The sequence below is a fragment of the Massilia sp. CCM 8734 genome, from assembly GCF_011682155.1.
GTDB classification, from domain to species: Bacteria; Pseudomonadota; Gammaproteobacteria; order Burkholderiales; family Burkholderiaceae_D; genus Telluria_A; species Telluria_A rubra.
In genome coordinates, this window is sequence record NZ_WHJI01000008.1 from 143,156 (window position 1) to 166,483 (window position 23,328).

The 23,328-nt window shown below is 65.3% G+C and carries 22 protein-coding genes; 8 read left to right on the forward strand and 14 right to left on the reverse strand.

Features of this window, described 5'->3' with window-relative positions; all coding sequences use genetic code 11:
- Positions 1–4: 4 nt before the first annotated feature.
- Positions 5–454: a hypothetical protein gene (locus tag F2P46_RS10070; protein WP_166888323.1), complete on the reverse strand. Its 450-nt coding sequence runs from the start codon at positions 452–454 to the stop codon at positions 5–7.
- Positions 455–528: 74 nt separating this feature from the next.
- Between F2P46_RS10070 and F2P46_RS10075 the strand changes: the two genes are divergently transcribed.
- Positions 529–996, forward strand: a complete 468-nt coding sequence (locus F2P46_RS10075) for a hypothetical protein (protein WP_166888327.1) — start codon at positions 529–531, stop codon at positions 994–996.
- 13 nt (positions 997–1,009) lie between these two features.
- Here F2P46_RS10075 and F2P46_RS10080 read toward each other — a convergent pair whose 3' ends face one another.
- The 4 genes from F2P46_RS10080 to F2P46_RS10095 all read right to left on the reverse strand — a co-directional run bounded on the left by F2P46_RS10080 (position 1,010) and on the right by F2P46_RS10095 (position 3,462).
- On the reverse strand, positions 1,010–1,483 hold the full coding sequence (locus F2P46_RS10080; protein ID WP_166888480.1) for a gluconokinase: 474 nt from the start codon (positions 1,481–1,483) through the stop codon (positions 1,010–1,012).
- Positions 1,484–1,863: 380 nt separating this feature from the next.
- Positions 1,864–2,679, reverse strand: coding sequence for a M48 family metallopeptidase (locus F2P46_RS10085; protein ID WP_166888330.1), 816 nt, complete (start codon positions 2,677–2,679; stop codon positions 1,864–1,866).
- 8 nt (positions 2,680–2,687) lie between these two features.
- Positions 2,688–3,143 (reverse strand): YbjQ family protein, encoded by a 456-nt coding sequence (locus F2P46_RS10090; protein WP_166888332.1) that lies wholly within the window; start codon positions 3,141–3,143, stop codon positions 2,688–2,690.
- A 4-nt stretch (positions 3,144–3,147) separates the two neighbouring features.
- The gene (locus F2P46_RS10095; protein WP_166888335.1) at positions 3,148–3,462 is read right to left on the reverse strand and encodes a YbjQ family protein; all 315 of its coding nucleotides are present in this window, start codon (positions 3,460–3,462) and stop codon (positions 3,148–3,150) included.
- 421 nt (positions 3,463–3,883) lie between these two features.
- Here F2P46_RS10095 and F2P46_RS10100 point away from each other — a divergent pair, with 421 nt between their 5' ends.
- Positions 3,884–6,637: a TonB-dependent receptor gene (locus F2P46_RS10100; protein ID WP_166888337.1), complete on the forward strand. Its 2,754-nt coding sequence runs from the start codon at positions 3,884–3,886 to the stop codon at positions 6,635–6,637.
- 129 nt (positions 6,638–6,766) lie between these two features.
- On the opposite strand, the gene F2P46_RS10105 is transcribed toward F2P46_RS10100, so the two are convergent.
- Entirely contained in the window at positions 6,767–6,934 is a 168-nt protein-coding gene (locus F2P46_RS10105) for a hypothetical protein (RefSeq protein WP_166888340.1), read from the reverse strand.
- Positions 6,931–8,067: a PepSY-associated TM helix domain-containing protein gene (locus tag F2P46_RS10110; RefSeq protein WP_166888343.1), complete on the reverse strand. Its 1,137-nt coding sequence runs from the start codon at positions 8,065–8,067 to the stop codon at positions 6,931–6,933. Before F2P46_RS10110 ends, F2P46_RS10105 begins: the two co-directional genes overlap by 4 nt.
- Before the next feature lie 136 nt (positions 8,068–8,203).
- Here F2P46_RS10110 and F2P46_RS10115 point away from each other — a divergent pair, with 136 nt between their 5' ends.
- Entirely contained in the window at positions 8,204–10,399 is a 2,196-nt protein-coding gene (locus F2P46_RS10115) for a TonB-dependent siderophore receptor (RefSeq protein ID WP_166888346.1), read from the forward strand.
- Between the two features lie 12 nt (positions 10,400–10,411).
- Positions 10,412–10,906, forward strand: coding sequence for a contact-dependent growth inhibition system immunity protein (locus F2P46_RS10120; RefSeq protein ID WP_166888349.1), 495 nt, complete (start codon positions 10,412–10,414; stop codon positions 10,904–10,906).
- A 37-nt stretch (positions 10,907–10,943) separates the two neighbouring features.
- On the opposite strand, the gene F2P46_RS10125 is transcribed toward F2P46_RS10120, so the two are convergent.
- Positions 10,944–11,537: a hypothetical protein gene (locus tag F2P46_RS10125; RefSeq protein ID WP_166888352.1), complete on the reverse strand. Its 594-nt coding sequence runs from the start codon at positions 11,535–11,537 to the stop codon at positions 10,944–10,946.
- Positions 11,538–11,559: 22 nt separating this feature from the next.
- Positions 11,560–12,234 (reverse strand): hypothetical protein, encoded by a 675-nt coding sequence (locus F2P46_RS10130; RefSeq protein ID WP_166888355.1) that lies wholly within the window; start codon positions 12,232–12,234, stop codon positions 11,560–11,562.
- Positions 12,235–12,396: 162 nt separating this feature from the next.
- Here F2P46_RS10130 and F2P46_RS10135 point away from each other — a divergent pair, with 162 nt between their 5' ends.
- From F2P46_RS10135 to F2P46_RS10145, 3 genes are all read left to right on the forward strand, one after another.
- A complete protein-coding gene (locus F2P46_RS10135) occupies positions 12,397–14,628 on the forward strand; it encodes a response regulator (protein ID WP_166888358.1) in 2,232 nt (743 codons plus the stop codon).
- Between the two features lie 80 nt (positions 14,629–14,708).
- The gene (locus F2P46_RS10140) at positions 14,709–15,515 is read left to right on the forward strand and encodes an alpha/beta fold hydrolase (RefSeq protein WP_166888361.1); all 807 of its coding nucleotides are present in this window, start codon (positions 14,709–14,711) and stop codon (positions 15,513–15,515) included.
- Entirely contained in the window at positions 15,461–17,098 is a 1,638-nt protein-coding gene (locus F2P46_RS10145; protein ID WP_368737905.1) for an ATP-binding protein, read from the forward strand. The genes F2P46_RS10140 and F2P46_RS10145 overlap by 55 nt, the downstream gene beginning before the upstream one ends.
- 20 nt (positions 17,099–17,118) lie before the next feature.
- Here the strand turns inward: F2P46_RS10145 and F2P46_RS10150 are convergent, their stop codons facing one another.
- From F2P46_RS10150 to F2P46_RS10170, 5 genes are all read right to left on the reverse strand, one after another.
- Complete coding sequence (locus F2P46_RS10150) at positions 17,119–18,078, reverse strand: hypothetical protein (protein WP_166888364.1); 960 nt, start codon at positions 18,076–18,078, stop codon at positions 17,119–17,121.
- A gap of 32 nt (positions 18,079–18,110) precedes the next feature.
- Complete coding sequence (locus tag F2P46_RS10155) at positions 18,111–18,260, reverse strand: hypothetical protein (protein WP_166888367.1); 150 nt, start codon at positions 18,258–18,260, stop codon at positions 18,111–18,113.
- Positions 18,261–18,262: 2 nt separating this feature from the next.
- A complete protein-coding gene (locus tag F2P46_RS10160) occupies positions 18,263–19,054 on the reverse strand; it encodes a hypothetical protein (protein WP_166888370.1) in 792 nt (263 codons plus the stop codon).
- A gap of 454 nt (positions 19,055–19,508) precedes the next feature.
- A complete protein-coding gene (locus F2P46_RS10165) occupies positions 19,509–20,057 on the reverse strand; it encodes a PEP-CTERM sorting domain-containing protein (protein ID WP_166888373.1) in 549 nt (182 codons plus the stop codon).
- Positions 20,058–20,295: 238 nt separating this feature from the next.
- Positions 20,296–22,494: a TonB-dependent receptor gene (locus tag F2P46_RS10170; RefSeq protein WP_166888376.1), complete on the reverse strand. Its 2,199-nt coding sequence runs from the start codon at positions 22,492–22,494 to the stop codon at positions 20,296–20,298.
- Between the two features lie 283 nt (positions 22,495–22,777).
- Between F2P46_RS10170 and F2P46_RS10175 the strand changes: the two genes are divergently transcribed.
- Complete coding sequence (locus tag F2P46_RS10175; protein WP_166888379.1) at positions 22,778–23,320, forward strand: hypothetical protein; 543 nt, start codon at positions 22,778–22,780, stop codon at positions 23,318–23,320.
- Positions 23,321–23,328: the final 8 nt, after the last annotated feature.

Genomic DNA, 23,328 nt, shown 5'->3' on the forward strand with positions numbered 1-23,328 from the left:
AGCATCAGCAGCCGAAGTCGTCGCGCGCCACCCTGGCGCTCGGGCGATGTTTGCCAGTGCGCGAAGAAATACCTTGCTGAAGTGTCGACAGGGCCGGAAAGCTGATGCGTTTGCAGGCGTTCGCCACCCAGACATCCCCGGTCAGCACATTCACCGCGTAATGACCGTGGGTAAAAGACATGGCGTTCTTGGGGTGGCTGTACACCAGGCCAAAGGTACGATAGCCCGGATACAGGTCGTCGCCGCCACGGAATGGTTCGTCGATCCACCAGGCTGTGTCGGACATGTCCACGCGCTCGTGTTCCAGCACCACCATCAGGACCCGCTTGGCCTGATTCACGGTCAAGCCGGTCGGCCGCACCTTGTTCACGTCGAGCGCCCGCGCAAACGCCGGCCCACAGCACAGCAGCCCGGCAGCAACGATCAAGGTGGAGAGCCCGCTTACGATTCGCATTGCATGCTTTCATATGGTATATTTATCAACACTATTATATGTCACCAATACGATCACACGAAAGCCCATCCAGCATGCATCATGCCCTGACCCGCAGCCTGCTCGCCGCCGCACTGACTACCCTGTTCGCCAGCGCCCAGGCGCAAACGCCGGCCGCCAGCGCGCAGACCCTGGCCGATTTCGCCAAAGCCGCACCGCACCTGGTCGCCGCGCTCGAATGCAAGAAGAAGCTGGTCTATACGGATGCCGTGAAAGTGTTTGTGAAAGACCCCAACAGCTTCGATGACATTGTCCTGCCGGCGCCGCTGACTGTGTTCGGCATCAAGACCACCCTGATCAGCGTGACCGAGGACGACCAGAACGGCGGCGGCGGTTACAACGCCAAATTCGTCGGGATGTCGCAGAAAGACGCCGCCAGGGCAGCCAAGGTGAAGGGGCCGAACTACAAGCGCAACGTCAAAGGCGGCGGGATGATCGAAGTGGGAGCGCCAGGCGACGGCTCGGCCTATATCGCCTGCATCTACGGCGCCGGCGAAGGCTGACGCCGGCCAGGCCTCACTGGCCGCCGAGGATGCGCGCCACCTGCAGGGCCGGCGCGCTGCCGATGTCGAGCACCACGCCGGCTTCATCAAGCTGCAACGGTTCGAGGTCGCGCAGTTGGCTCTCGAGCAGCGCGGGCGGCATGTAGTGATTGGCGCGCTCGCGCATGCGCTCGGCGATCAGTTCGCGCGGCCCGTCCAGGTGGGCGAAGCGCAGCGCCGGATCACCTTCGCGCAGCAGGTCGCGGTAGCGCCGCTTGAGCGCCGAGCACGACAGCACCAGGCCGGCGCCGCGCGCGCGCGCCTCCCGGATCTGCGCTTGCAGGGCAAGCAACCATCCGGCCCGGTCCGCATCGTCGAGCGGCACCCCGGCCGACATCTTGGCCACGTTCGCGGCCGGATGATACTGGTCGCCCTCCACGAACGTCACGTCGAGCTCCTGCGCGAGCGCTTGCCCGACCGTGCTCTTGCCGCAGCCGGACACCCCCATCACCACCCAACGCATCTTGTCATCCTTGCCGACCATGCCGCCTCCAGAAGTTAGCGCTAACATCAGGACTCGAAGTCTAGCGAATCGGGTGGATTTGTAAAGATGTTTTGCGCCCGGCGGGCCTTGCATCGGCCAGCTGTCCACAGTTGTAAACAAATTCTGTGGATAAGTGTGTTAACAAGCCACTCGCGACGTCGTCAAGTCCTTGCTTTTAAAGGAGAAAATGGCACTGCCCGATTTTCGGGCACTGTGGACAGTTGCCATCCGGCCTTAAGTTGCAAACAGAATCTGTGGATAAGTTTGTTAACAAGCCAGCCGCTCGCACGCTAAGTCATTGCTTCTAAACATAAAAATGCACCTGCGTGCTTTTCGGGCAGGTGTCAGGGCGCTGGCGCCAGCGGCGTGACCGGCCCCACTGTCATGCCGCCGGCGCGGATGGCGGCGTCGAGCGCATCGATGCGCTGCTGCATGGCCGGATGCGAGGCCACGTAGTGCGACAGGCCGGTCGGGTCGGCGTCACCCTCTTTCAGGGCCGCAAACAGCTCGGTCGCCCCGCCCGCATGGCCGTAGCGGCAATGCAGGATGCGCAGGGCCGCCGCATCGGCCGCCGCCTCGCGCGTGCGCGAATATGTGGCGTCGCCCAGTTGGCCGACCGGCGCCAGCAAGTCGCTCAGCCCCGAATCGCTGCCGGTCAGCAGCGCCGACACGCCGAACAGCACGATGCCGCGCCCCAGCGCACGTAAATGGTCGCGCTGGGTGATGTGCGACAACTCGTGCGCCAGCACGAAGGCCAGGCCGTTTTCGGACTTCACCTCGTCGAGCAAGCCGGTGAACACGACGATATTGCCGCCCGGCAGAACCGCAGCGTTGGGGGTGTCCGACTTGTACAGGGTGACGTTCGACGGCAAGCGCAGGCCGGCGCAGGCGCGCAGGCTGTCGACCAGCGTCTGCACCTGCACTTGCCGGGGGCGCTCGGCGGGCGCGGTCTCGATCGCCTTGGCCGGCAGCAGCGCGTACAGGCGCGCCTCGCTTTCGTGGTCGAGCCGCTCGACCACCGTATCGACGGCCAGCGCCAGCATCCAGAACAGCAAGGCCGTGCCCGCCACCAGCCACAGCCCGATCACGAAAAAATCCTTCAGCGGATGCTGGTCGGAAATGTTGTCGTTATGTTCGGGCAGCGAAGGCTGGTATTTCATGGCGCTTCTTACTTGGCGAAGTAGATGGCGGTGCCGTAGGCCAGCACTTCCACCGACGTCACGCTGCCGGGGCGCTTGCCGGAAATCGACATCGCTTCCAGGCGCAGGTTGACGATCTCGTGCGCGTTGGGGCAGCTTTCCTTCAGGCGCAGCACGGCTTCGCGGCGGGCGCGGTCGATCAGCGTTTCGTGCGAGGTGACGGCGCCGCCGATGAACGAGCGCAATCCCAGCACGGCCTGCTTGAAGTAATCGATCGAGACCACCACGTTGCCGTACACCAGCTCACTACGTTCGACCGGACGGGCCGGATCGAGCAAGGTCTTGAGCGAGGTCGATGGCAGATGCAGCCAGGTTTTTTCGCGGCTGTGGATCGATGCGTAGTGCTTGGCCTCGGCGGCGCGGCCGAAGAAATAGCCGATCACGACCAACACCAGCCACGATCCGATGACGACTAACTCACCCATCGTCTCAGCCCACGGTGACGGCGGTGCCGTACACATAGATTTCGGCGGCGCCGGCGGCCACGGACGAGGTCGAAAAGCGCACGTTGACGATCGCATTCGCGCCCATCTGCCTGGCTTGGGCCTGCATGCGTTCGATGGCGCTGTCGCGCGATTCGTTGAGCAGCTCCGTGTAACCCTTGAGCTCGCCTCCAACGATATTTTTCAGGCCGGCCATGATGTCGCGCCCGACGTGCTTGGCGCGCACGGTGCTGCCCGAGACCACGCCGTGGCAGGTCATGATGGTTTTGCCCGGAATGGTTTCGATATTCGTCATTAACATGAGTTACTTTCTTTACTACTTTAAATGGACATTAATTATAGTTGCAATCCTGCCAATAAGATAGCTTTTCCACCCAGTCGGCATGCCGGGAGCGCATGCATAGCGGGCGAAAACGCAACAGTATCGATGGGTTGACCCGTGTCTGTGGCGCGCGGCCCGGGCCGCCGCATGCACCGCGCAGTAGGTTTTTCGAGGTCCCCTATTGAGCTTTCGTCACGAACTGCGTACAGTGGAAAGCTTGTTAAATACTCATTGCGCGTCAGACAGCCATCACCTTGATCGACCAACCCTCTTTTTCTGCTCCGGAAAAACCACTTCCTGCCGTCGGCAGCAGAGACGGTGTCAGATATCGTGGCCGACATGGCTTCCATCGACGCCATAGGCGTCACCGCAATTCCCTCATCCCCACGGAGCCTCCAGCATGCGCCAGCAAGACCGCCAGAATCCTCAATTTTTCCCTGTTTCGCGCCTGACGCGCGCCGTCCGCGGGGCGCTGCACGCGAGCGCCTGCGCCGGCCTGCTGGCCCATGGCGCCGCCTCGGCCCAGGCGAGCGAGGCGCCAATGCCGAAGGTAGAAATCACCGGTTCGGCCATCAAGCGCATCGTCACCGAAACCCCGCTGCCGGTGCAGATCGTCACGCGCGAAGAAATCGAGAAGACCGGCGTGACCACCGCCGCCGAACTGATGGCGCGCATCTCGTCGAACGTGGGCGGCCTGACCGATGGCGCCAGCATCAACGTCGGCGGCGACCAGCGCGGCTTCAACAGCGCCAACCTGCGCGGCATCGGCACCTCGTCGACCCTGGTGCTGCTCAACGGCCGGCGCATGGCCAACTTCGCGTCCCCTGGCGACGATTCCGGCGTGGACCTGAACAATATTCCGGCGGCGGCCATCTCGCGCGTCGAAGTGCTGCTCGACGGCGCCTCGGCCCTGTACGGCACCGACGCGGTCGGCGGCGTCATCAACTTCATCACGCGCAAGGATTTCCGTGGCGTCGAGATCAACGCCTACGCGCTCGGCACCAAGGAAGGCGGCGCCGGCAAGCGCGCCGCCACCCTCAGCCTGGGCACCGGCGAACTGGAAAAGGACGGCTACAACGTGTTCGCCGTGCTCGACGTGCAAAGCACCGAGCGCCTGAACACCTCGCAGCGCAGCTTCATCAATGAACTGCGGATCCCGCAGCGCCTCGGCCATTTGCTGTCGAGCTATACCAGCCCGGCGAACATCCGCCTCTCCTCGTCCCAGCGCGACTACCTGCAGGAAACCGGCTTCTTGCTCAACGGCCGGCCGATTACCAACCGCCAGATCAACCTGGCGATCCCCACCTGCGCGGCGCCGGCCAATCTGTACCTGCCGGACGGCACCGGCGGCGTGGATGCCTGCACCTACAACTACATGGGCGACACCGAGCTGTACCCCAAGTCGAACAAGCAGAACCTGCTCAGCCGCGGCGTGTTCAAGCTCGGCGCCGACACCCAGGCCTACGCCGAAATGGCCCTGAGCCGCTCGCGCACCAATTACGTCGGCTCGTCGGCGCGCGTGACCGCCTACATCGATTACCGCAAGATCCCAGCCCTGGCCAATAGCGGCCTGGACCAGCTCGATGACGACAATCCCGGCGAACTCCAGCTGCGCATGCGGCTCAATGAAGCCGGCATGCGCACCAGCGAACTGACCAGCGAAAGCCAGCGCTACGTGGCCGGCGTGACCGGCATCGCGGCCGGCTGGGATTACGACGTGGGCTACAACCACAGCGTGAACACCGTCAAGGATAGGGATACCCACGGTTACGTGCTGCTCGACAAGCTGCTCGCTGGCGTGGCCGACGGCAGGATCAATCCCTTCGGCCCGTCCGGCGCCGAAGGCGTGGCGCTGCTGGGCAGCATCCAGGTCAACGACGTGGTGCGGCGCGCGCGCGGCACCATGGATTCGCTCGACTTCAAGGCCTCGCGTTCCTTGACGACGCTGGCCGGCGGCGACCTGGGCGTGGCGGTGGGCGCCGAAGCGCGCCGCGAGCGCACCGATTTCAATCCGTCGGCCTTGCTCATGAGCGACAACATCAACAACGATTCCGCGCCCGAAGGCGGCAAGGCCACCAGCGACCAGCGCAAGGTGGTCGCGGTGTTCGGCGAAGTGCTGGCGCCCTTCACCAAGGAGTGGCAGGGCCAGTTCTCGGCGCGCTACGACCGTTACCAACGAGTCGGCGGCGCCCTGAGCCCGAAAATCGGCATGGCGTACACCCCGAACAAGGCACTCACCGTGCGCGCCTCGGCCGGCAAGGGCTTCCGCGCGCCGTCGATGTCCGACCTGTACCGCCCGACCGTCTACAGCAGCACCGCCACCCTGCCCGACCCGGTCTACTGCGCCACCGTGGATAACAACTATGCCGATTGCGCCACCAACTGGGATACGCGCCGCTACAGCAATGTCAACCTGAAACCGGAAAGCAGCCGCCAGGTGTCGGCCGGCATCGTGATGGAGCCGGGCAAGCACTGGAACGCCAGCCTGGACTACTGGAAAATCAAGCGTACCGATCTGATCAGCGAAATCGGCGACGACATCATCCTCGGCAACCTGGGCAAGTACGGCGGCCTGGTCCACCGCGATGAAGACGGCGTGATCGAGTACATCGAACTGCACAAGGAAAACCGTGGCGCCCAGATCGCCAGCGGGCTGGACCTGGTGGTCAACCTGCGCAGCGCGACCACCGGCCTGGGCCGCTTTGGCGCGCGCCTGAACGGCACCTATGTGCTCGATTCGAAAATCCAGACCGCCACGGGCGACCCGTACATCAGCAACCTGGGCAAGTTCGTCACCGACAGCGTGGTGCAGCGCTGGCGCCATACGGTCAGCCTGGACTGGGACCAGGGTCCGCTCTCGGCCACCGTGTCCAACAGTTTTTCGGCCGGCTACGACGACCAGAACTCGGCCATCAACGTCGACAACGGCACTGTGGTGGCGGCCAACCGCGTAAAAGCGTATTCGCTGTGGGACATGTCGCTGGCCTATGAGTTTGGCAAGAACCTGAAACTGCGCGCCGGCGTGCAAAACCTGTTCGACAAGGCACCGCCGTACTCGAACCAGGCCAACTTCTTCATCTCCGGCTACGACCCGACCTACACCGACCCGCGCGGACGGCGCTTTTATGGCAGCGTGAACTACGCGTTCCGCTAAGTCAGTACGCCTGTTGTGGATTCCCGCAGCCGGCACGGTGGTGCTGGCTGCGCACCTCGGCCTGTGGCCGGCGCCGATCGACCCGGTCGCTGGGAGGCGCCCACCGCCGCTCGCGGCGGGAACGGCGCGCTAGCGCTTCAGGCCATACCAGCCACACGCCAGCACCGGCATGCCGAGGGTCGCGGCCGACACCGCACCCCACCAGCCATCGCCGAGCAGGGCCGCGACGAGGCCGACGCAGGTGAGCACGCCAAACACGATGGGCCAGCCCCACAGGGCCAGGAACGGCGCTTTCATGGCGCGCTCCCGGCGGCCACGGCGGCGCCCCTGAGCTGCGGGTTGCCGGCGCGCGAGCGCTTGCGCCACAGGTAGAGCCCGCTGCCCAGCACCACGATGGTGGCGATGTCGAGCAAGGCCCACCAGACTTGCATCCAGACCCCGCCATAATCGCCAAAGTGCAATGGCTGGGAAATCAGCAAGCCGGTCAGGTACCACGGCAGGTCGCGGCTGTCGGTCACGCGGCCGGTCACGGCATCGACCAGCACCGGCTTGTACAGGCGCGAGGTCAGCGCTTCCTTGCCGTGCATGAAGATGCCGTAGTGATGGGGACTGGAAAACGCGGTGCCGGGCCAGGCAATGAAGCCGACCTGCATGCCGGGCTCGAGCTTGAGCGCAGCGTCGACCCCCGGCCGCAACGGCCCCAGCGCGGCCGGCGCGGGCAGGTCCTTGTAGGGGGCGATCATGGCGGCCAACTGGTCGTTCTGCCAGTACTTGAGCAGCAGGTCGGCCCAGGTATTGATCATGCCGGTGGCGCCGACCACCAGCGCCCACACCAGGGTGACGATGCCGAGCAGGTTATGCATGTCGAGCCACTTGAGGCGGCTGGCGCGCTCGCGCCGCACGGTGCCAAATTGCAGCTTGCGCATGAAGGGCGCGTACAGCACCACGCCGGACACCGTGGCAATCAGGAACAGAAATCCCATCAACCCCAAAAACAGCATGCCCCACAGCCCGGCGAACAGGTCCGCGTGCAGGCGCAGCATGATGTTCATGAAGGTGCCTTCGAACTTGTTTTCCCGGATCACTTTGCCGGTGCGGGAATCGACCGCGATCGACTTGAAATCCGGGTCGAGCCGGGTCTTGCCCACGGTGAGGTGCCAGATCTTGTCGTCGTCGGCTTCCTGCGACATGTATTGCATCACCATGTCCGGATACAGGGCCAGGCCGGCGCCGATCACGGTGTCGGCACTGGCCTTGGGCGTGCCGGGCGCCATCTCGGGCGCGACGATCTCGTTGCCCAGCAGTTCCCCGATCTGGTGATGGAAGATCAGCGGCAGGCCGGTCAGGCATAACAGCAGCATGAAGATCGTGCAGACCAGGCTGGTCCACTTGTGTATCCAGGCCCATCGGCGGACGGTATTCGGTGTCATGACAGAGGCGCGCCGGGCAGGCTGGCACAGTGGCTAAACGCGAATGATAATGGAGATCATTCTCAATTGCCAGAAACCTGCGCACCTGGCAGTTTATAATGGGAATCGTTTCCACCTGACTTATTGACAACCCGCCATGCATAGCCCTCACTTCGCCCCCACCCCTTTCGCCCTCGCCGCCTTCCTGCTGGCCAGCTTCGCCGCGCAGGCGCAGACCAGCGCCGTCGAGAGCGACGCCGCCATTCCCACCGTCACCGTAACGGCGTCGGCCGACGCGTCGGCTGAAGGCTTGTCGCGGGCGTATGCCGGCGGCCAGGTGGCGCGCGGCGGGCGCATGGGCTTGCTGGGCAATATGGACATCATGAATTCGGCGTTCAGCAGCACCAGCTATACCCAGCAGTTCATCGCCGACCAGCAGGCCCGCAGCGTCGGCGACCTGCTGCAGAGCGACCCGGCGGTGCGCCTGTCTCGCGGCTACGGCAATTTCCAGGAAGTCTATATGATCCGCGGCTTCGCGCTCGATTCGGACGATGTCGGCTACAACGGCCTGTATGGCGTGCTGCCGCGCCAGTATGTCTCGCCCGAACTGCTGGAACGGGTGGAAGTGTTTCGCGGCGCCAGCGCGTTCCTGAACGGCGCCGCGCCGGGCGGCAGCGGCAGCGGCGGCGCCATCAACCTGATGCCCAAGCGCGCCGGCAACAGTCCGCTGACCGAAGTAACAGTCGGCATCGAGAGTGGCGGCCATGCCTACGCCGCAATCGACCTCGGCCGCCGCTTTGGCGACAAGCAACAGTTCGGCATGCGCGTCAATGCCGCCAAACGCGGCGGCGAAACCAGCGTGGCGCGCGAAGAACACGGGGTGAGCATGTTCTCGGTGGGCCTTGATTACCGCGCGCGCGCGCTGCGCCTGTCGGCCGATGCGGGCTACCAGGATTTCGACCTCGACGCGCCGCGTCCGAGCGTCGGCACGGCCGGCATCGCCGCCATTCCCGGCGCGCCCGACGCCAGGCGTAACTTCGGCCAGCCCTGGAGCTTTTCCAGGGAACGCGATGTATTCGGCACGATGCGCGCCGAAGTTGAGCTCGGCAATGAGATGACCGCCTGGGCGGCCGTGGGCACCCGGTCCACCAAGGAATCGAACAGCCTGGGCGAGCCGGCGCTGTCTTCGCTCGACGGCAATGCCAGCGTGTACCGCTTCGACAATGCGCGCAAGCAGGAAATCCGCACCGGCGAACTCGGCTTGCGCGCCAGGGTGCGCACCGGCGCGCTCGCGCACGCGCTGGTGGCCAGTTGGTCGGGACATTGGAACGAGGCGAAAAATGCCTACGCGATCAGTAATTTTGCCGGCGTGCCGACCAACATCTACCACCCGCTCGACGCGGCCGCGCCACTGCCCGATTTCTTCACCGGCGGGGTGATGGGCGACCCGCGCATCACGCAAAAAACCATCCTCACCAGCTACGCCATGGCCGATACCGTTTCCCTGCTCGACGACAATGTGATGATCACCCTCGGCCTGCGCCGCCAGACCATCAAGGATGCCGGTTTCGCCTACGGCAGCGCGCAGCAAACCTCGCAGTACGACGGCAGCGCCAACACCCCGGTGGCCGGCGTGGTGTACAAGGTCAACAAGCGCGTGTCGGTGTATGCGAACTACATCGAAGCCCTGGTCAAGGGACCTGTGGCCAGCGGCAACACCGCGGCCGGGCGCCAGGTGGCCAATCTCGGCGAAGTGTTTTCGCCGTACAAGTCGAAACAGAAGGAAGCCGGCGTCAAGTATGACGGCGGCAAACTCGGCATGAGCGCGGCGGTGTTTACGACCGCCAAACCGTTGCTGGCCATCCAGGGGGATGTGGCCGGCCTGTTCGGCGAACAACGCAACCAAGGCGTGGAATTGTCGCTGTTCGGCGCTCCGCTGCGCGGCGTGCGCCTGCTGGGCGGCCTGACCCTGCTCGATACCGAACAGGGCAACACCAACATCGCCGCCAACAACGGCAAGCACGCCATCGGCGCCCCGAAAACGCAGCTAAATGCCAGCGCGGAATGGGATGTGCCCGGCGTGTCCGGCCTGAGCGTCAATCTGCGCTCGCTGTACACCTCGACCCAATATGCCGACCTGGCCAATAACAAGCAAGTGCCGGCCTGGACCCGCATCGACATCGGTGCGCGTTACCTGACCAGCATCGGCGCGCGCACGCTGACCCTGCGCGCGCGCATCGACAATGCCGCCAACCGCAACTATTGGGCCTCGACCGGCTCCTCGTTCGACGCCGGCTACCTGGTGGCGGCGACCCCGCGCACCGTGGTGTTGTCGGGTAGCCTGGCGTTCTGAGGCACGAGCGCCATGATCCAGGCAATCTATCCGATCGTCAGCCTGTTCCTGCCCGACAGCTTCCTCGAGCGCTCTATCGACGACATCAACGGCACGGCGCCCCTGCCCGAGGCGGGCGGCGGCCTGACGCGGCGCGTGGCGGCGGCGCGGGCAAAACCGATGAAGCTGCTTCAGAGCGACGAGCTGTGTACCCTGCTGCGCCAGCGCGAGGGCGGCGTGCTGGCGCTGGCGCTGGCCTTGTACGTCATCGGCCAGGAAGCGCTGATCCAGGCCGACGCCAGCCCCGGCGACCTGTTCAGGCTGACCCTGGAATACGACTGGGCCGACTGGCACGCGGCCCAGCGCTTCGGGATCGATCCGTGGGTGTGCCTGCTGGAGGCGCAGTCGGGCCTGGCCGGCCTGCGCGAGGCCATGGCCGCGATGGAATCGCTGTGCACGCGGCTCGATGGGGCCGCCACGGCGCAGCCGGCCGCGTATCTGGTTCCGGACCCGCAGGTCGTGCGCTGAGCGCGCCGTGGCGGCGCGAACGCGGCCGGCCAGCCTGTCAGCGAACCCGATCGTCCGGGGTCTGCGCTGGATAAATGACGTACGGATCCGCATCGAGCCGGGAAAATGCCAACGTTTGCCTCCTGAGGCTCACGGGATTGCTGATCAGCTCTGTCCGGCCATCGGCATCGAACGTGATCCTCGTGGCGAACGCGTTCCCGGCGATGATGACCGGCGCAGCCAGGCGTCGTTTACGCTCGAGCACCTCGCCTGTCTTCACGTTTTGAACGTGAAAAATCTTGGGCAGCCTGAAGTAGTCGATAGCGTGCCGCGTCAGGATCCTCTCGACCTTATCGGTGCTGTCGAAAAACAGGGGATCGATGGCGCCCATGTCGAAATGCCAGCCAAGGTCGGCACGCGCGCTAACGCAACAAGAAACGCCATCCAGGCTCGCACCTTCGTAATACGACGTCCACAGGCCATGCCCCCAGACGTCGGCGTTCATGCAGTCGTCCACTTTCAAAGCGAAGTCGGCGCTACTGCCCCAGCCCGCAGGATCGCCCCAGGCCCGGCGCACAAGGTCTTTATGATCGCCGGGCACGATTCCCGCCAATTCCCCGGTCACAATCCACGTCAACAGGTCGATGTTCATGCTCCGCCTTCAACGCAGCCAATCATGCATCGGGGCATTTGCGGTGGGGGTGCCAGTTCCACGCACCGCCGGACTTGACCAGCTTGACCCGCCACGGCGCCATTTTGCCTTCGATGCACTGCGCCTGCGCGCTCAGTTCGCCGTTCGCCTCCCAGCGCTCTTCTGACAGCTCGGCCGCCTTGTAGTCCGGTTTGGTGGGATGCACGAGATAATCGCCCCCGGTCCAGGACTGGCGGCCGTCGAGCGCATACACCGTCCAGGTGGCGCCATCCCTGCCGTTGTCCTGCGACGTGGCCAGGTAGGCGCGCCGGTCGGCCGACAACAGCACGGCGTCGCCGCCGGGGCCGACCTTGCCCGTTGCCTCGTTGACCAGCTTGCCCGTCAACTCGTCGCCATTGTCATGGGCGAGCAGGATGAAGCCCTCCTTGCGCTCGCAAAATGCATAGCGCTCGCCGTCCAGCGGCTCGTCGTAAGGCGGCTTGTCGGTGAATTTCAGCGTCTTGCCGGCCGCCTCGACCTGCAACACATGCTTCGATTGCCGCTTGACCACGCCGGCGGCCATCGCCTTGATGCGCTTCGCTTCCAGGCCGGCCTTGCCGCTGTCGCCACAGTGCAATGCCAGGCTCGCCGCCTGCGTGGTTCCCGCCGCCGCCAGGATGGCCAGCACGGCGCCGCAATGCTGAAGATGCTTGTTCACTCGATTCCCCTTGGTATGGATAGCATGCATTTCCGATCCATAATTATGCAACATCGGCCGCCCGAACCACGCGACGCCGCCGGATTTGTTTCATCGCGGTATGGTAAAGTTCCGTGTCGCCCGGCTTGCGCGGGCGTGACAGTTCCCTGGCCAGATGCACCGATGAACATTCGAACCCGACTTCTTAAACTGGTCCTGGCGATCCTGATCCCCGCCTTTGTGAGCGCGGCCATTGCAGTCTGGTATGTCTACGATCAACAGCGCGAGGAACAGGGGCAACGCTTCGAGGAGGCTGCCCATGTCATGTCTTTGCTCATCGACAAGGAGCTGCAAACGATCGAAGCCACCCTGCGCGCCCTGGCAAGCTCGCCCGCGCTGGACCAGCCGACCCTCGCGCAGTTCTACCAGCAGGCCGCCAGCCTGCCCCTAAAACCGAACTCGACCATTGTAATGTCGGACCTGGCCGGCATCCGGACCATGAACACCCGCGTCCCCTTCGGCGCCGACCTGGCCAAAACCCCGTCTGCGGTGCACGCCTACCGCCAGAAAGCCGGCCCGCGCGAGACCGTCATCACCGACCTGTTCTTCGCGCCGATCGGCAAGCGCCACGATTTCGCGGTCCAGGTTCCCGTGATCCGCCAGGGCCAGGTGCGCCAGTACCTGGCCCTGGGCGTGGGCGTCGACAACCTGCAACCGCTGCTGATGAACACGCAGTTGCCGGCCGGCTGGGTCGGCGTGATCATCGACCGGCGCGGGGCCGTCGTCGCGCGCACCCAGCACGCCGACAAATTCGTCGGCAAGATCGTCCGCGACGCCCTCCTGCGGCGCATCCTGGCCGGAGAAAAGGCCGGGGTCCACACCGGCACCACGCTCGATGGCGTGCGCACGGCCGGGTATTTCTCCCGCAGCGACACGTCCGGCTGGACCGTCGTGCTCAATGTGCCGCTCGAACAGCTCCGGCGGCCGGCGGTCAATGCCGCGATCTTCCTCGCCACCATCCTGGTGCTGGTGCTGGGCGCCGTGCTGGTGCTGGTGCGGCGCTACGCGAAGCGCACCGTGGCGCCGATCGACGCCCTGCGCCTGGCCGCGCAGCGCATGGCGCGCGGTGAAACGGTCACGCATACCCCGTTCGGGCTGGCCGAAACCGATGCGGTCGGTCTTGCGCTGAGCAACGCCAGCGCGGAAATCGCGCGCAATAAAAACGAGCTCGAAGCGCGCGTGCGCGACGCCGTCACCAGCGCCGAGCGCGCCCAGCGCGCCTTGCTGCAGGGCCAGAAGCTCGAAGCGCTGGGGCGCCTGACGGGCGGCATCGCGCATGATTTCAATAACGTGCTGCAAACCTTGTCGGCCGCGGTGCAACTGCTGCAAAAAACCCAGGATCCGGAACGCCTGGCCTGGATCGCGGCCACCTGCCAGAAAGCGATCGACCGCGCCGCCGCCCTGACCGCCCAGATGCGCTCGTTCGGCAGGGTGCAGGAAGTGAACCTGGAACTGGTCGACCTGAAACCGGTCGTGGCCACGGTCAGTCCGCTGCTCAAGAGCGCGCTTCCGGACAGCATCGCGCTCAGCATTGCCATCGACGAGGCGCTGTACCTGGTGCGGATCGATGTGCTGCAATTCGAAATGACCTTGCTCAACTTGCTGATCAACGCCAGGGATGCGATCGGCGCCGGTGGCAAGGTGTGCCTGTCGATCGCCAACGCCGCGCCCGGTGCGCCGCTCGACACGCTCGCCGCCGGCGACTTCGTGCGCGTGAGCGTGGCCGACGATGGCGCCGGCATGAGCGCGGACGTGCTGGCGCGCGCCACCGAGCCGTTCTTCACCACCAAGGGACCCGGCAACGGTTCCGGCCTGGGCTTGTCGCAGGCGTACGGATTCGCCGAGCAGTCGCGCGGCTTGCTGCACATCGACAGCGTGCAGGGCCACGGCACCACGGTGACGATCTGGCTGCCGCGCGCCGACGCGCTGCCCGCGCAAGACGGCGCGCCGCCAGCGGCCATGGCGCAGCGCGGCGCGTCGCCAGCGGCCCAATGCAGCGTGCTGTTCGTCGACGACGACGCCCTGATCCGGGAAATGATGGTGCCCGCGCTCTGCGAGCGTGGTTATCAGGTGCGGGTGGCCGCCAGCGGCGCCGAAGCCCTGGCGGCCCTGGGCGCGGGGACGGCGTTCGACGTCGTCATTTCCGACATCGTCATGCCAGGAGCGATTGACGGCATCGAACTGGCGCGCCAGGTGCGCACGCGCTTTCCGGCCACGGCCGTGGTGCTGGCCACCGGCTACAGCGACAAGCGCATCGACCTTGGCCGCGTGCGCGCGCTGGCCAAGCCCTACAGCGTGGACGACGCGGCGGCGGCGATCGACGCCGCCTGGCGCGAACGGCAGGGCGTTCGATAGCGGGCGCCGGCATCGCGCGATGCGATTGCTATTGATATAATCGCCGTTCGTTTTGCCCACCCTCCCACGAAAGAATTTGCATGCGCATTGAACACCGCAACAATGTCAAGGTATGCGGGCACGGCCCGGCCACGCTGGTGTTTGCGCACGGCTTCGGCTGCGACCAATCCATGTGGCGCTTCCTCGCGCCCGCATTCGAAGAGCGCTATCGCGTGGTCCTGTTCGACTCGGTCGGCAGCGGCGCGTCCGACGCGGCCGCGTACGACCGCGACAAGTACGGCACCTTGCATGGCTATGCCGACGATGTGATCGAGATCGTCGACGCCGTCGCGCAAGGCCCGGTGGTGTTCGTCGGCCATTCGGTCGCGGCCATGGTCGGCGTACTGGCAAGCGTCAAGGCGCCCGCACTGTTCGCCGCCCAGATCATGGTCAGTCCGTCGCCCTCTTACATCAACGATGGCCACTACATCGGCGGCTTCGAGCGCGAAGATATCGACGAACTGCTCCAGACCCTGCAAGACAACTATCTCGGCTGGTCGAGCAATATGGCGCCGGCCATCATGGGCGCGCCGGCGCAGCCCGAACTGAGCCAGGAGCTGACCAACAGCTTCTGCCGCAACGATCCGGAGATCGCCGCCCATTTCGCGCGCGTGACCTTCCTGTCCGACCACCGCGCCGACCTGCCCCGTTCGTCGACGCCGGCGCTGATCCTGCAATGCACCGACGACATGATCGCACCGGTGTCGGTCGGCCAGTACATGCAGCGCACGCTGCCCGCCGCGGTGCTGGCCCTGATCGACAATATCGGCCATTGCCCGCACATGAGCGCACCGTGCGCCAGCACCGATGCGATGCGCTCGTTCCTGGCCGCGCACGGCCTGCCCTGACGGCCATGTCGGAACCGGATTTTCTCTTGCGGCAGGATGCGTTCGCGGACGCGGCCTGCGGCCTGATGATCACCGACACCGGCGGCGCCATCATGCGCACCAACCGCACGCTGCTGGCGTGGCTGGGCTACAGCGACGCCGAGATGACCTCTGGCATGCGCCTGCAAGACTTGCTCAGCATGGGCGGGCGGCTGTTTCACCAGACCCACTGCGCACCGCTGTTGCAGTTGCAAGGATCGGTCAGCGAAGTGCAGGTCGACCTGGTGCGCAAGGACCGCAGCCGGGTCCCCGCCCTGCTCAATATCGCCCGGCGCCGCGCGGGCGATGGTTTTATCGACCAGGTGGCGATGTTCATCGCCAACGACCGCCGGGCCTACGAGCGCGAACTGCTGCGCGCACGCGCCGCGGCCGAAGCGGCGCTGGCGGCCCAGACCGGGGCCGAAGCGAAACTGCGCGAAGCGAATGAACAACTGTCGCTGGCCGACCGGCGCAAGGATGAATTCCTGGCCACCCTGGCCCATGAACTGAGAAACCCGCTCGCGCCCATGCGCAGCGGCGCCGACCTGCTGAAGATGAGCATGGGCCCCGACGCGCCGCACCAGCGCATCGTCGACATGTTCGACCGCCAGTTGCGCCACATGTCGCACCTGGTCGACGACCTGATGGAAGTGGCGCGCATCAGCCAGGGCAAGCTGGTGCTGCGCACCGAACCGGTATGCCTGGGCGACGTGGTGCAGGCGGCGGTAGCCGACATCCAGGCCCAGGTCGACGCCGCCGGCCACGCGCTGACCCTGGCCCTGCCCGAGCGGCCCTTGTTCGTGCAGGGCGACCCGACCCGGCTGGCCCAGATGCTGGTCAACCTGCTGACCAACGCCTGCAAGTACACACCGCATGGGGGACGGATCGCCCTGGCGTTGCGCGAAGACGACGGCGCGGCCGTCATCGCGGTCTCCGACAGCGGGATCGGCATCCCGCCCGAGGCGCTGGAAAGCGTGTTCGGGATGTTTTCGCAGCTCCAACCGGCGCTCAAGCGGGCCGATGGCGGCTTGGGAATCGGCCTGGCGCTGGTCAGGGGCCTGGTGGAACTGCATCAGGGCAGCGTGCGCGCCAGCAGCGCCGGTGCGGGAAAAGGCAGCACGTTCACGGTGCGCCTGCCGCTGTCGCAGCAAGCGGCAGGCGCCGCCGCACGCGGCGCGGCGGCGCCCGCCAGCGGCGCGGCGCTGCAACTGCTGGTGGTGGACGACAACCGCGATGCGGCGCAGATGCTCACGGCCGTGCTCGACCTGAACGGCTACCGCACCGCTGTCGCCCATTGCGGCGAACAGGCCGCCGACTACCTGCAAGCGCATCCGGTGCACGCCTGCATTCTTGATATCGGCCTGCCCGATATCGACGGTTACGAACTGGCGCGCCGCATCCGCGCCATGCCGCTCGAAAAGCAGCCGCTCCTGATCGCCCTGACCGGCTGGGGCCAGCCGTCGGATGTGGAGGCCGCCATCGCCGCCGGATTCGACCATCACCTGTCCAAGCCGGTCGAGTTCGCGGCGGTGCAGCGCCTGCTGGCGGGGCTGGAAGCGTCCTGACATCGCGCCCAGCGGCCGCTTTACTTGCGCTTGGCCGCCACGCCCGCAAAGCGGGTCCACTCGACGTTGCCATCGAAGGACTTGATCTCGTTCCAGCCCGGCTCGAAATCGCCATCCTTCAGTTCCAGCAGTTCGCGTTCGAGCAGTTGGCGCAGGGCGGCCACGTCGCCGATCTTGCTGCCGCTGAAGGGGCGCGTGACCAGCACGTTTTGCACCGCCAGCGCCTGCACGTTGTAGACGCCGATGTTCTTGTAGCTGAACGGGCGCACGCTGTACGGGCTGCTGGTCGGCACGTCGAAGCTGGCCAGGGTCAGGCCGCTGTTTTGCGCCAGGCGGCTGATCTGGCCGTGCGGCCAGCCGGCCACCGAGAAGGCCGCGTAGGCTTCGCCGGAACGCACTTTCTGGAACGCGGCGGCGTCGCTGTCGACGTCGATGTAGCGCATATTGTAGCCAAGTAGCTTGTCGAGCTGGCGCACCATCAGCTGGGCCGAGCCGACCAGCACCACCGGCGCGCCGCGCAATTCCGACATCTTGGTGATGCGCACGGTGCGCGTATCGCCCTTGAGCACGCCGTACTTCTTCGGTCCCTCCAGGGTGAAGCCGTTGGCGGCGGTGACGATGTGCAGGTAGTTGCTGTTGAGCGAAGCGACCACCAGCAGCGCGGCGATGCTGGCGTCGCCTTCCGCCATCTTCTTGAGCGCGTCCATCGGCACGATGCCGACGTCGGCCTTCTTGATCGACAGCGTGGTCAGGTTATCGAGCCCGCCTTCGGTATTGACTTCGCACAGCGGCATGGTGTTTTTCGACACGCGCACCAGGTCGGCGTACAGCTTGGAGTAGCCTTTGCCGGCGGGGCCGGTGGCCACTTTCAGGCCATCGCAGGCGGCCGGCGGCGCGCCGTCGAGGCGGGCCGCGTGGGATGGCGCTGCGCAGAAGGCCAGGGCAAGCGTCAGGGACAAAGGGATCATCTTGGTTTTCATGGTGTTTTCCTTGTTGTTATATGAATGCGCGTCTAGAAATTGAAGTTCTTGTTGGTCTGCTGCTGCGCGTCGGCCGGCTGCACCGGCGTGGCGCTGTGCTCGTGCTGCGTTGCCATCAAGGCGGCCAGGACCAGCAAGACCACCACCACGGTGCCGCCCCAGCGTATGAGTGTCCAGAACATCATCAGCTCCTTGTCTTTTCCATGCTGCCCATCCGGATCGACGCCAGGTCGATCGCCATGCCGTCATCGAAGGACAGCGCCTGTGCGTTGCTGAGTTTTTCGGCTTCCATTTCGAGCTCCGAAAACACCTGGTTGAAGTTATCGCGCACACTGTCGAAGGCTTCGTCGGCCAGCATCTGGTTGAGCAGTTCCTGGCCGCTGGTGGCGTTCAGGTTCTGCAGCGCGGCTTGGCCGGCCTGGCCGAAGCGCCATTCGAATTTCTTGTCTTCGACCACCTCGCCCAGCTGCACCAGGGCCAGTTCGGCATTCTTGTATTTGACCACCAGCAGCACATGCGCGTCCCGCATCGCGTTGACCGCGTTTTCCTGGCGGCTGGCGTCGTAGCCGGGCTTTTGGCGTTTGCGCTCCTCGATCATGTCGGTCATGCTTTTGATCTGCGCCCCGATGCGCACCACCGACTGCTTGAAGGCCACCACGCGCTCGCGCTTTTGCAGCAGGAAGTTCTGCAACTGCTCGATCGGGTTGGCACGCGCTTCGGCCTTGCGCGCCGCCAGCAGGCGGTTTTCCAGCTTTTGCCCGAGCAGCGGCAAGGCCTGGAACAGGCCCACTCCGACGGCGCCGACCAGCATCAGGGCCAGCAGCCCCAGGCCGCCGCTGAGCGCGCCCCAGATGAGCGGCGCCAGCGCGCCCAGCGTGACCACGGCGCTGGCGCCGGCCGCAACGCGCAGCGCCCACACTTGCTGGCGGCCGCTGAGATTGAACGTGAACGTTTCTTTGTTGCCGGGGATGCTCATGCGGACTCCTGGTTGGTTGACGGCGGGTGTCTGCGACGGATCGTCGGGACGAAAAAAAAGCATCCCGAGGGGATGCCTTTTGATATCGATATTGCGCGGGATGTTCAGGGTGCGCGCGCCGGATGGGGGACTATCCGGCGCCGGGCGCGTCCGCGTGGTGCGCGGCTTGGTGTTCTTTGTCGTGTTACCGGTCATGGTGACCGCCTTGATCGTTGTTTTTATGGGTCCCACTCTAGCGCCGAAATATGACGGCTTGATGACAGGAATCCATTGTGCCCGCATGAGGCGGCAGTCAGCGCTGCCGATGCTAGCAGCCTGTCGGACTTGGGGAGTCGAAGCGAAAAAATAGCTGGGCGAGGCCAGATTTTGACGATTTCGCAGTGCCAATAGCGAGCTATTGGCCGAGAAAGCGGCGAAATATGGACCGTTCCAGGTATTTTTGCAGCCGACGATCTCAAGTCCGACAGGCTGCTAGTGCCTTACTCCGCGCACGCGCGCCGAGGGCCAGCAGGCCGACGCCCAGCATCAGCCAGGTTTGCGGTTCCGGTACCGGCGCGATGCTCAAGGTCGTCCTCGGATCCCACAGGTAGATCTTGAAGTACGAGTCGGTGGGATAAGTCACCGCCCGGCCCCAGCTCTGGCCGGTGGTGATGTGCCAGTTTGCGCCACCGAACATCTCAAAGCTTTCGGACGCATAGAAATCGAACGAGAGCGCGCCCGCCGGGTCATAGGAAAACTTCAGCAGGTCGCACTCGCGCGCGCCGCCGCAGGTCGACATGTCGAACCCGTCGTAATCGAACGACGTCACTTCCGAGAGATCGTAGGTACCGTTCGCATTCCGGTCGTCGACCACGAAGCGCCCGCTGACGGTGACGTCCGGCTTCCACCACCAGTTATCCAGGTCGGCAAAGCCGGTGTACGTCCATTCGTATTCCTGTGGCGCAGCCTGCGCCGCCACCGCGCACAGGGCCATGGCTGCCGCCCCGAGCATCTTCTTGAGCATCGTATTTCCCTGCCTTTCAATAGCGTTATCGACAAGGCAATAGCTTATCAAGCATTCCTGCGGCGAAGGTGACACACATACAACATTGGCATAAAAGTACTTCAAGGCCATCTCGAAAAAAGCGGTCGAAATGCGCTCAAGGCGGTGGAGCGGCATGTCGACTTCGTCGCCCTTGCCGATGCTGTGGACGAAGCGGCGCCGCGACCCGGCCGCGAACGCGGCAAACGCCCGGGACGCCTCAGAACTTCAGTTCAGCGATCGCCCGCAGCACGGTATAGGTCGGCGCCGTCACGGTCTTGTTCTGCCACAGTGCCTCGCCGGCATAGCTTGAGCGCTTCAGATCATCTTCATGCAGCAAGTTCGACGCGCTCAGGCGCAGATGCACCTTGGGCGTGAACTTCCACAGCACATAGCCCTCCAGCACGCGCTTGTTCGATTCGCTCGATGTTTCATTGCCCGACAGGCGCACCGTCCCGTTCCTCACATACCCGACCGTCGCCCCCGCCGACACCGGCGCCGCGCTGAAGGTGTAGTCGGCCCCGACATTGACCGACAGCGGCGCCTGGTTGCCGATCCGGTTGTCCGGTCCCGGCACCGCGTCGAGCGCCGACCAGGTGCGCGCGAGCGAGGCGCGCACGTCCAGCGCCGGAGCGCCGGCGACCAGCTGCGGCAGCTTGAATTTGGTCTCGAGCGTGATGCCGCGCGCCAGCGCCCGCCCGCTGTTGAAGGGGCGCGCCACCCAGCGCTCGCCCTCGCGCACGGTGCGGGTCAAGGTCACATCGTCGATGCGGCGCGCGAACAGGCCCACGCCGACCATGCCATCCTGGCTCAGATAGTGTTCGTAGGCCAGGTCGAGCCCCAGCGCGCGCTCGGGCCGCAGATCGGGATTGCCGCTGGTATCGGGCCGGGTCACCGTGTTGAGCACCGACATGCTGCGCCCGGCGATCAGGCTCTCGCTCGACGGCACGCGCCAGGTGCGCGCCAATCCCAGGCGCAGCTGGTCCGATTTGGTGCCAGGCGAGCGCCACACGCTCTGCAGCACCGGACTGAGCATGCCCCTGGCAAAATCGACCTGCTGCCCGAGATTATTGGCACTGTGCAGTTCCACCCGCTCCCAGCGCAGGCCGAGATACAGCGCCACGCGCGCCGTGACGTCCCATTCATCCTGGGCGTACAGCGCATAGCGGCGGCTGTCGACGCGAAAAGCGCTGCCGGCCTGGTCGAGCCGCGAACGCGCATCGATCACGTCGCTGCGATGGTACTGGTCGCGGTCGCGCTGAACCTCGGCGCCGCTCACAAAAGCGTGCTTGTCGCTGTACGCCGTGCGCAGCTTGGCCGAGGCCGTCACGCTGCGGTGATGATTCTCGCGCGCGCTATCCTGGCGGTTGCGCAAGCGCTGCGCGCGGTCGACAAAATCGATGCCGCTCGACGCATCCGAGCGCGCATAGGTCGCGCCCGCTTTCGCCTCCAGCTTGCTGCTCGCGCCAAGCGCCCGCATCCAGGTCAGGTTGTTGCGGATCGTCAGCGACGAACCCTCGCTGGTGTAGTTCTCGTTGGCGAACTGCGTCTCCGGTCCGCGCAAAAAATCGGTGCGCCCGAAACCCGCGCTGTCGTACCTGGTGCCGGACAGATAGCTTTGCAGCGCCAGCGAATCGTCGGCGCCGAATTTTTTGCTGATGCGCGGCGCAAGGTTCCAGTTCCAGCCGCGATCCTCGTTGAACTGCGTCATGTCGCGCAGGATGGCCCCCTCCTCGCCCGCGCCTTCGGTGCGGGTCAGGTAGGTTTCGTCGCCGCTCAGCTGGCGCGCGGCGGCCGTCACCAGCCAGGCCAGCGTGTCGTCCTGTCCGCTCCAGGTGCCGGAGAGCTGCGGCTTGGTGCGGTCGTTGTCGTGATAGATGCCGGCGCGCAGTTGCCGCTGGTTCTTGCCATTGCTGCGCTTGAGGATGATATTGATGGTGCCGGCGATCGCCTGCGTCCCCATCTCGACCGTGGGAACGCCAAGGATCTCGATGCGTTCGACCACGTCCGGAGCGAGGTTGTCGAGCGTGAAGTTGGGCGGGGCCGGCTCGCCGTTGAGCAGGATGCGCACATAGCCGCTGCCCAGGCCGCGCATGCTCACTTCGCCGCCTTTGCGTCCCGGAACGCCATTGACGACAAGTCCGGGCTGGCGCCGCAGCACGTCGAGCACGCTGCCGTCGCCATAGCGCACCAGCTCGGCCGTGCCGACGGTCTGGCGGAACGTGCCCGAGGTGCGCCGCTCATCGGTGCGCGTGGCGGCGATCTCGACCTGCGGCAGCGGGGCCGGCACGCTTGTCACGGGCGCCGGCGTTGCCGGCGGCGCGCTGGGCGGCGCGACCTGCGCGTGGGCCTGGCCGCACAGCGCCATGGCGGCGATCACTGGTGGACTGAGAAACTGGGAAAACTTGGTCAACGTCATGGCAAGGTCGAAGGTAAGAGTGAGCGCGGACCGCGCCGGGATCATCATTCATTTTGCCAACAATGTCAATTTCCAAATTTTGCATGCAATGCAAGTTTGCCGGCGTTGCGGGCCACGCGTGCCAGGGCTGGTCCGCGCAAGCGGGTCGTCTCGCTGCTGCCGGGCTGCGCAAAGTCGGCGCGACGCCCTGGCGCGGTAGAATGGCAAGGACCCGACACGGTCCTTGCGCTCCCCGAGCCCAGCCCGACGATGTCACCACGCTCCACGCGGAGAGACGAGCGCCATGCACATCAGCCAGCATCCGACCCACACCCTCGACTTGCGCGTGCGCGAGCTGCGCCAGCTGTTTAACTCGCTGGACCCGACGCCCTTCCTGAACAAGGATCTCGACCGCGCCTGCGAAGCCTTCATCGAGAACTGGGCGCTGTCTCTGCCGCACGATTGCCACTTGCACCTGACCATCCATATCGACGAACCGGTGGCGCTGGAAGAAGCCGGCGCACTGGTGGGCGACGCCATCCACAACTATTACGGTTACAAGATCGGACTGGTACGCGGCGAGCTCAGCCAACTGCTGCGCGTGGGCCGGCTCAGCCTCGTCGTCGGCCTGGTCTTCGTCGCCGCCTGCCTGCTGCTGGCCGAAGCCATCACCAGCCTGATCCCCGGCCCGACCGCCAAGATCGCCCACGAAAGCCTGACCATCATCGGCTGGGTGGCGATGTGGCGCCCGGTGCAGATTTTCCTGTACGACTGGTGGCCGCTGAAGGGGCGCATCAAGGTCTTCGACAATCTGCGCTTCGCCCGTGTCAGCGTGGTGCCCGCCTGATTGAATAG

Bases quoted from the DNA above. Each gene is read 5' to 3' on its own strand.
- F2P46_RS10070 (WP_166888323.1), bottom strand. From the start codon at position 454: ATGCGAATCGTAAGCGGGCTCTCCACCTTGATCGTTGCTGCCGGGCTG.
- F2P46_RS10075 (WP_166888327.1), top strand. From the start codon at position 529: ATGCATCATGCCCTGACCCGCAGCCTGCTCGCCGCCGCACTGACTACC.
- F2P46_RS10080 (WP_166888480.1), bottom strand. From the start codon at position 1,483: ATGGGGGTGTCCGGCTGCGGCAAGAGCACGGTCGGGCAAGCGCTCGCG.
- F2P46_RS10085 (WP_166888330.1), bottom strand. From the start codon at position 2,679: ATGAAATACCAGCCTTCGCTGCCCGAACATAACGACAACATTTCCGAC.
- F2P46_RS10090 (WP_166888332.1), bottom strand. From the start codon at position 3,143: ATGGGTGAGTTAGTCGTCATCGGATCGTGGCTGGTGTTGGTCGTGATC.
- F2P46_RS10095 (WP_166888335.1), bottom strand. From the start codon at position 3,462: ATGTTAATGACGAATATCGAAACCATTCCGGGCAAAACCATCATGACC.
- F2P46_RS10100 (WP_166888337.1), top strand. From the start codon at position 3,884: ATGCGCCAGCAAGACCGCCAGAATCCTCAATTTTTCCCTGTTTCGCGC.
- F2P46_RS10105 (WP_166888340.1), bottom strand. From the start codon at position 6,934: ATGAAAGCGCCGTTCCTGGCCCTGTGGGGCTGGCCCATCGTGTTTGGC.
- F2P46_RS10110 (WP_166888343.1), bottom strand. From the start codon at position 8,067: ATGACACCGAATACCGTCCGCCGATGGGCCTGGATACACAAGTGGACC.
- F2P46_RS10115 (WP_166888346.1), top strand. From the start codon at position 8,204: ATGCATAGCCCTCACTTCGCCCCCACCCCTTTCGCCCTCGCCGCCTTC.
- F2P46_RS10120 (WP_166888349.1), top strand. From the start codon at position 10,412: ATGATCCAGGCAATCTATCCGATCGTCAGCCTGTTCCTGCCCGACAGC.
- F2P46_RS10125 (WP_166888352.1), bottom strand. From the start codon at position 11,537: ATGAACATCGACCTGTTGACGTGGATTGTGACCGGGGAATTGGCGGGA.
- F2P46_RS10135 (WP_166888358.1), top strand. From the start codon at position 12,397: ATGAACATTCGAACCCGACTTCTTAAACTGGTCCTGGCGATCCTGATC.
- F2P46_RS10140 (WP_166888361.1), top strand. From the start codon at position 14,709: ATGCGCATTGAACACCGCAACAATGTCAAGGTATGCGGGCACGGCCCG.
- F2P46_RS10150 (WP_166888364.1), bottom strand. From the start codon at position 18,078: ATGAAAACCAAGATGATCCCTTTGTCCCTGACGCTTGCCCTGGCCTTC.
- F2P46_RS10155 (WP_166888367.1), bottom strand. From the start codon at position 18,260: ATGTTCTGGACACTCATACGCTGGGGCGGCACCGTGGTGGTGGTCTTG.
- F2P46_RS10160 (WP_166888370.1), bottom strand. From the start codon at position 19,054: ATGAGCATCCCCGGCAACAAAGAAACGTTCACGTTCAATCTCAGCGGC.
- F2P46_RS10165 (WP_166888373.1), bottom strand. From the start codon at position 20,057: ATGCTCAAGAAGATGCTCGGGGCGGCAGCCATGGCCCTGTGCGCGGTG.
- F2P46_RS10170 (WP_166888376.1), bottom strand. From the start codon at position 22,494: ATGACGTTGACCAAGTTTTCCCAGTTTCTCAGTCCACCAGTGATCGCC.
- F2P46_RS10175 (WP_166888379.1), top strand. From the start codon at position 22,778: ATGCACATCAGCCAGCATCCGACCCACACCCTCGACTTGCGCGTGCGC.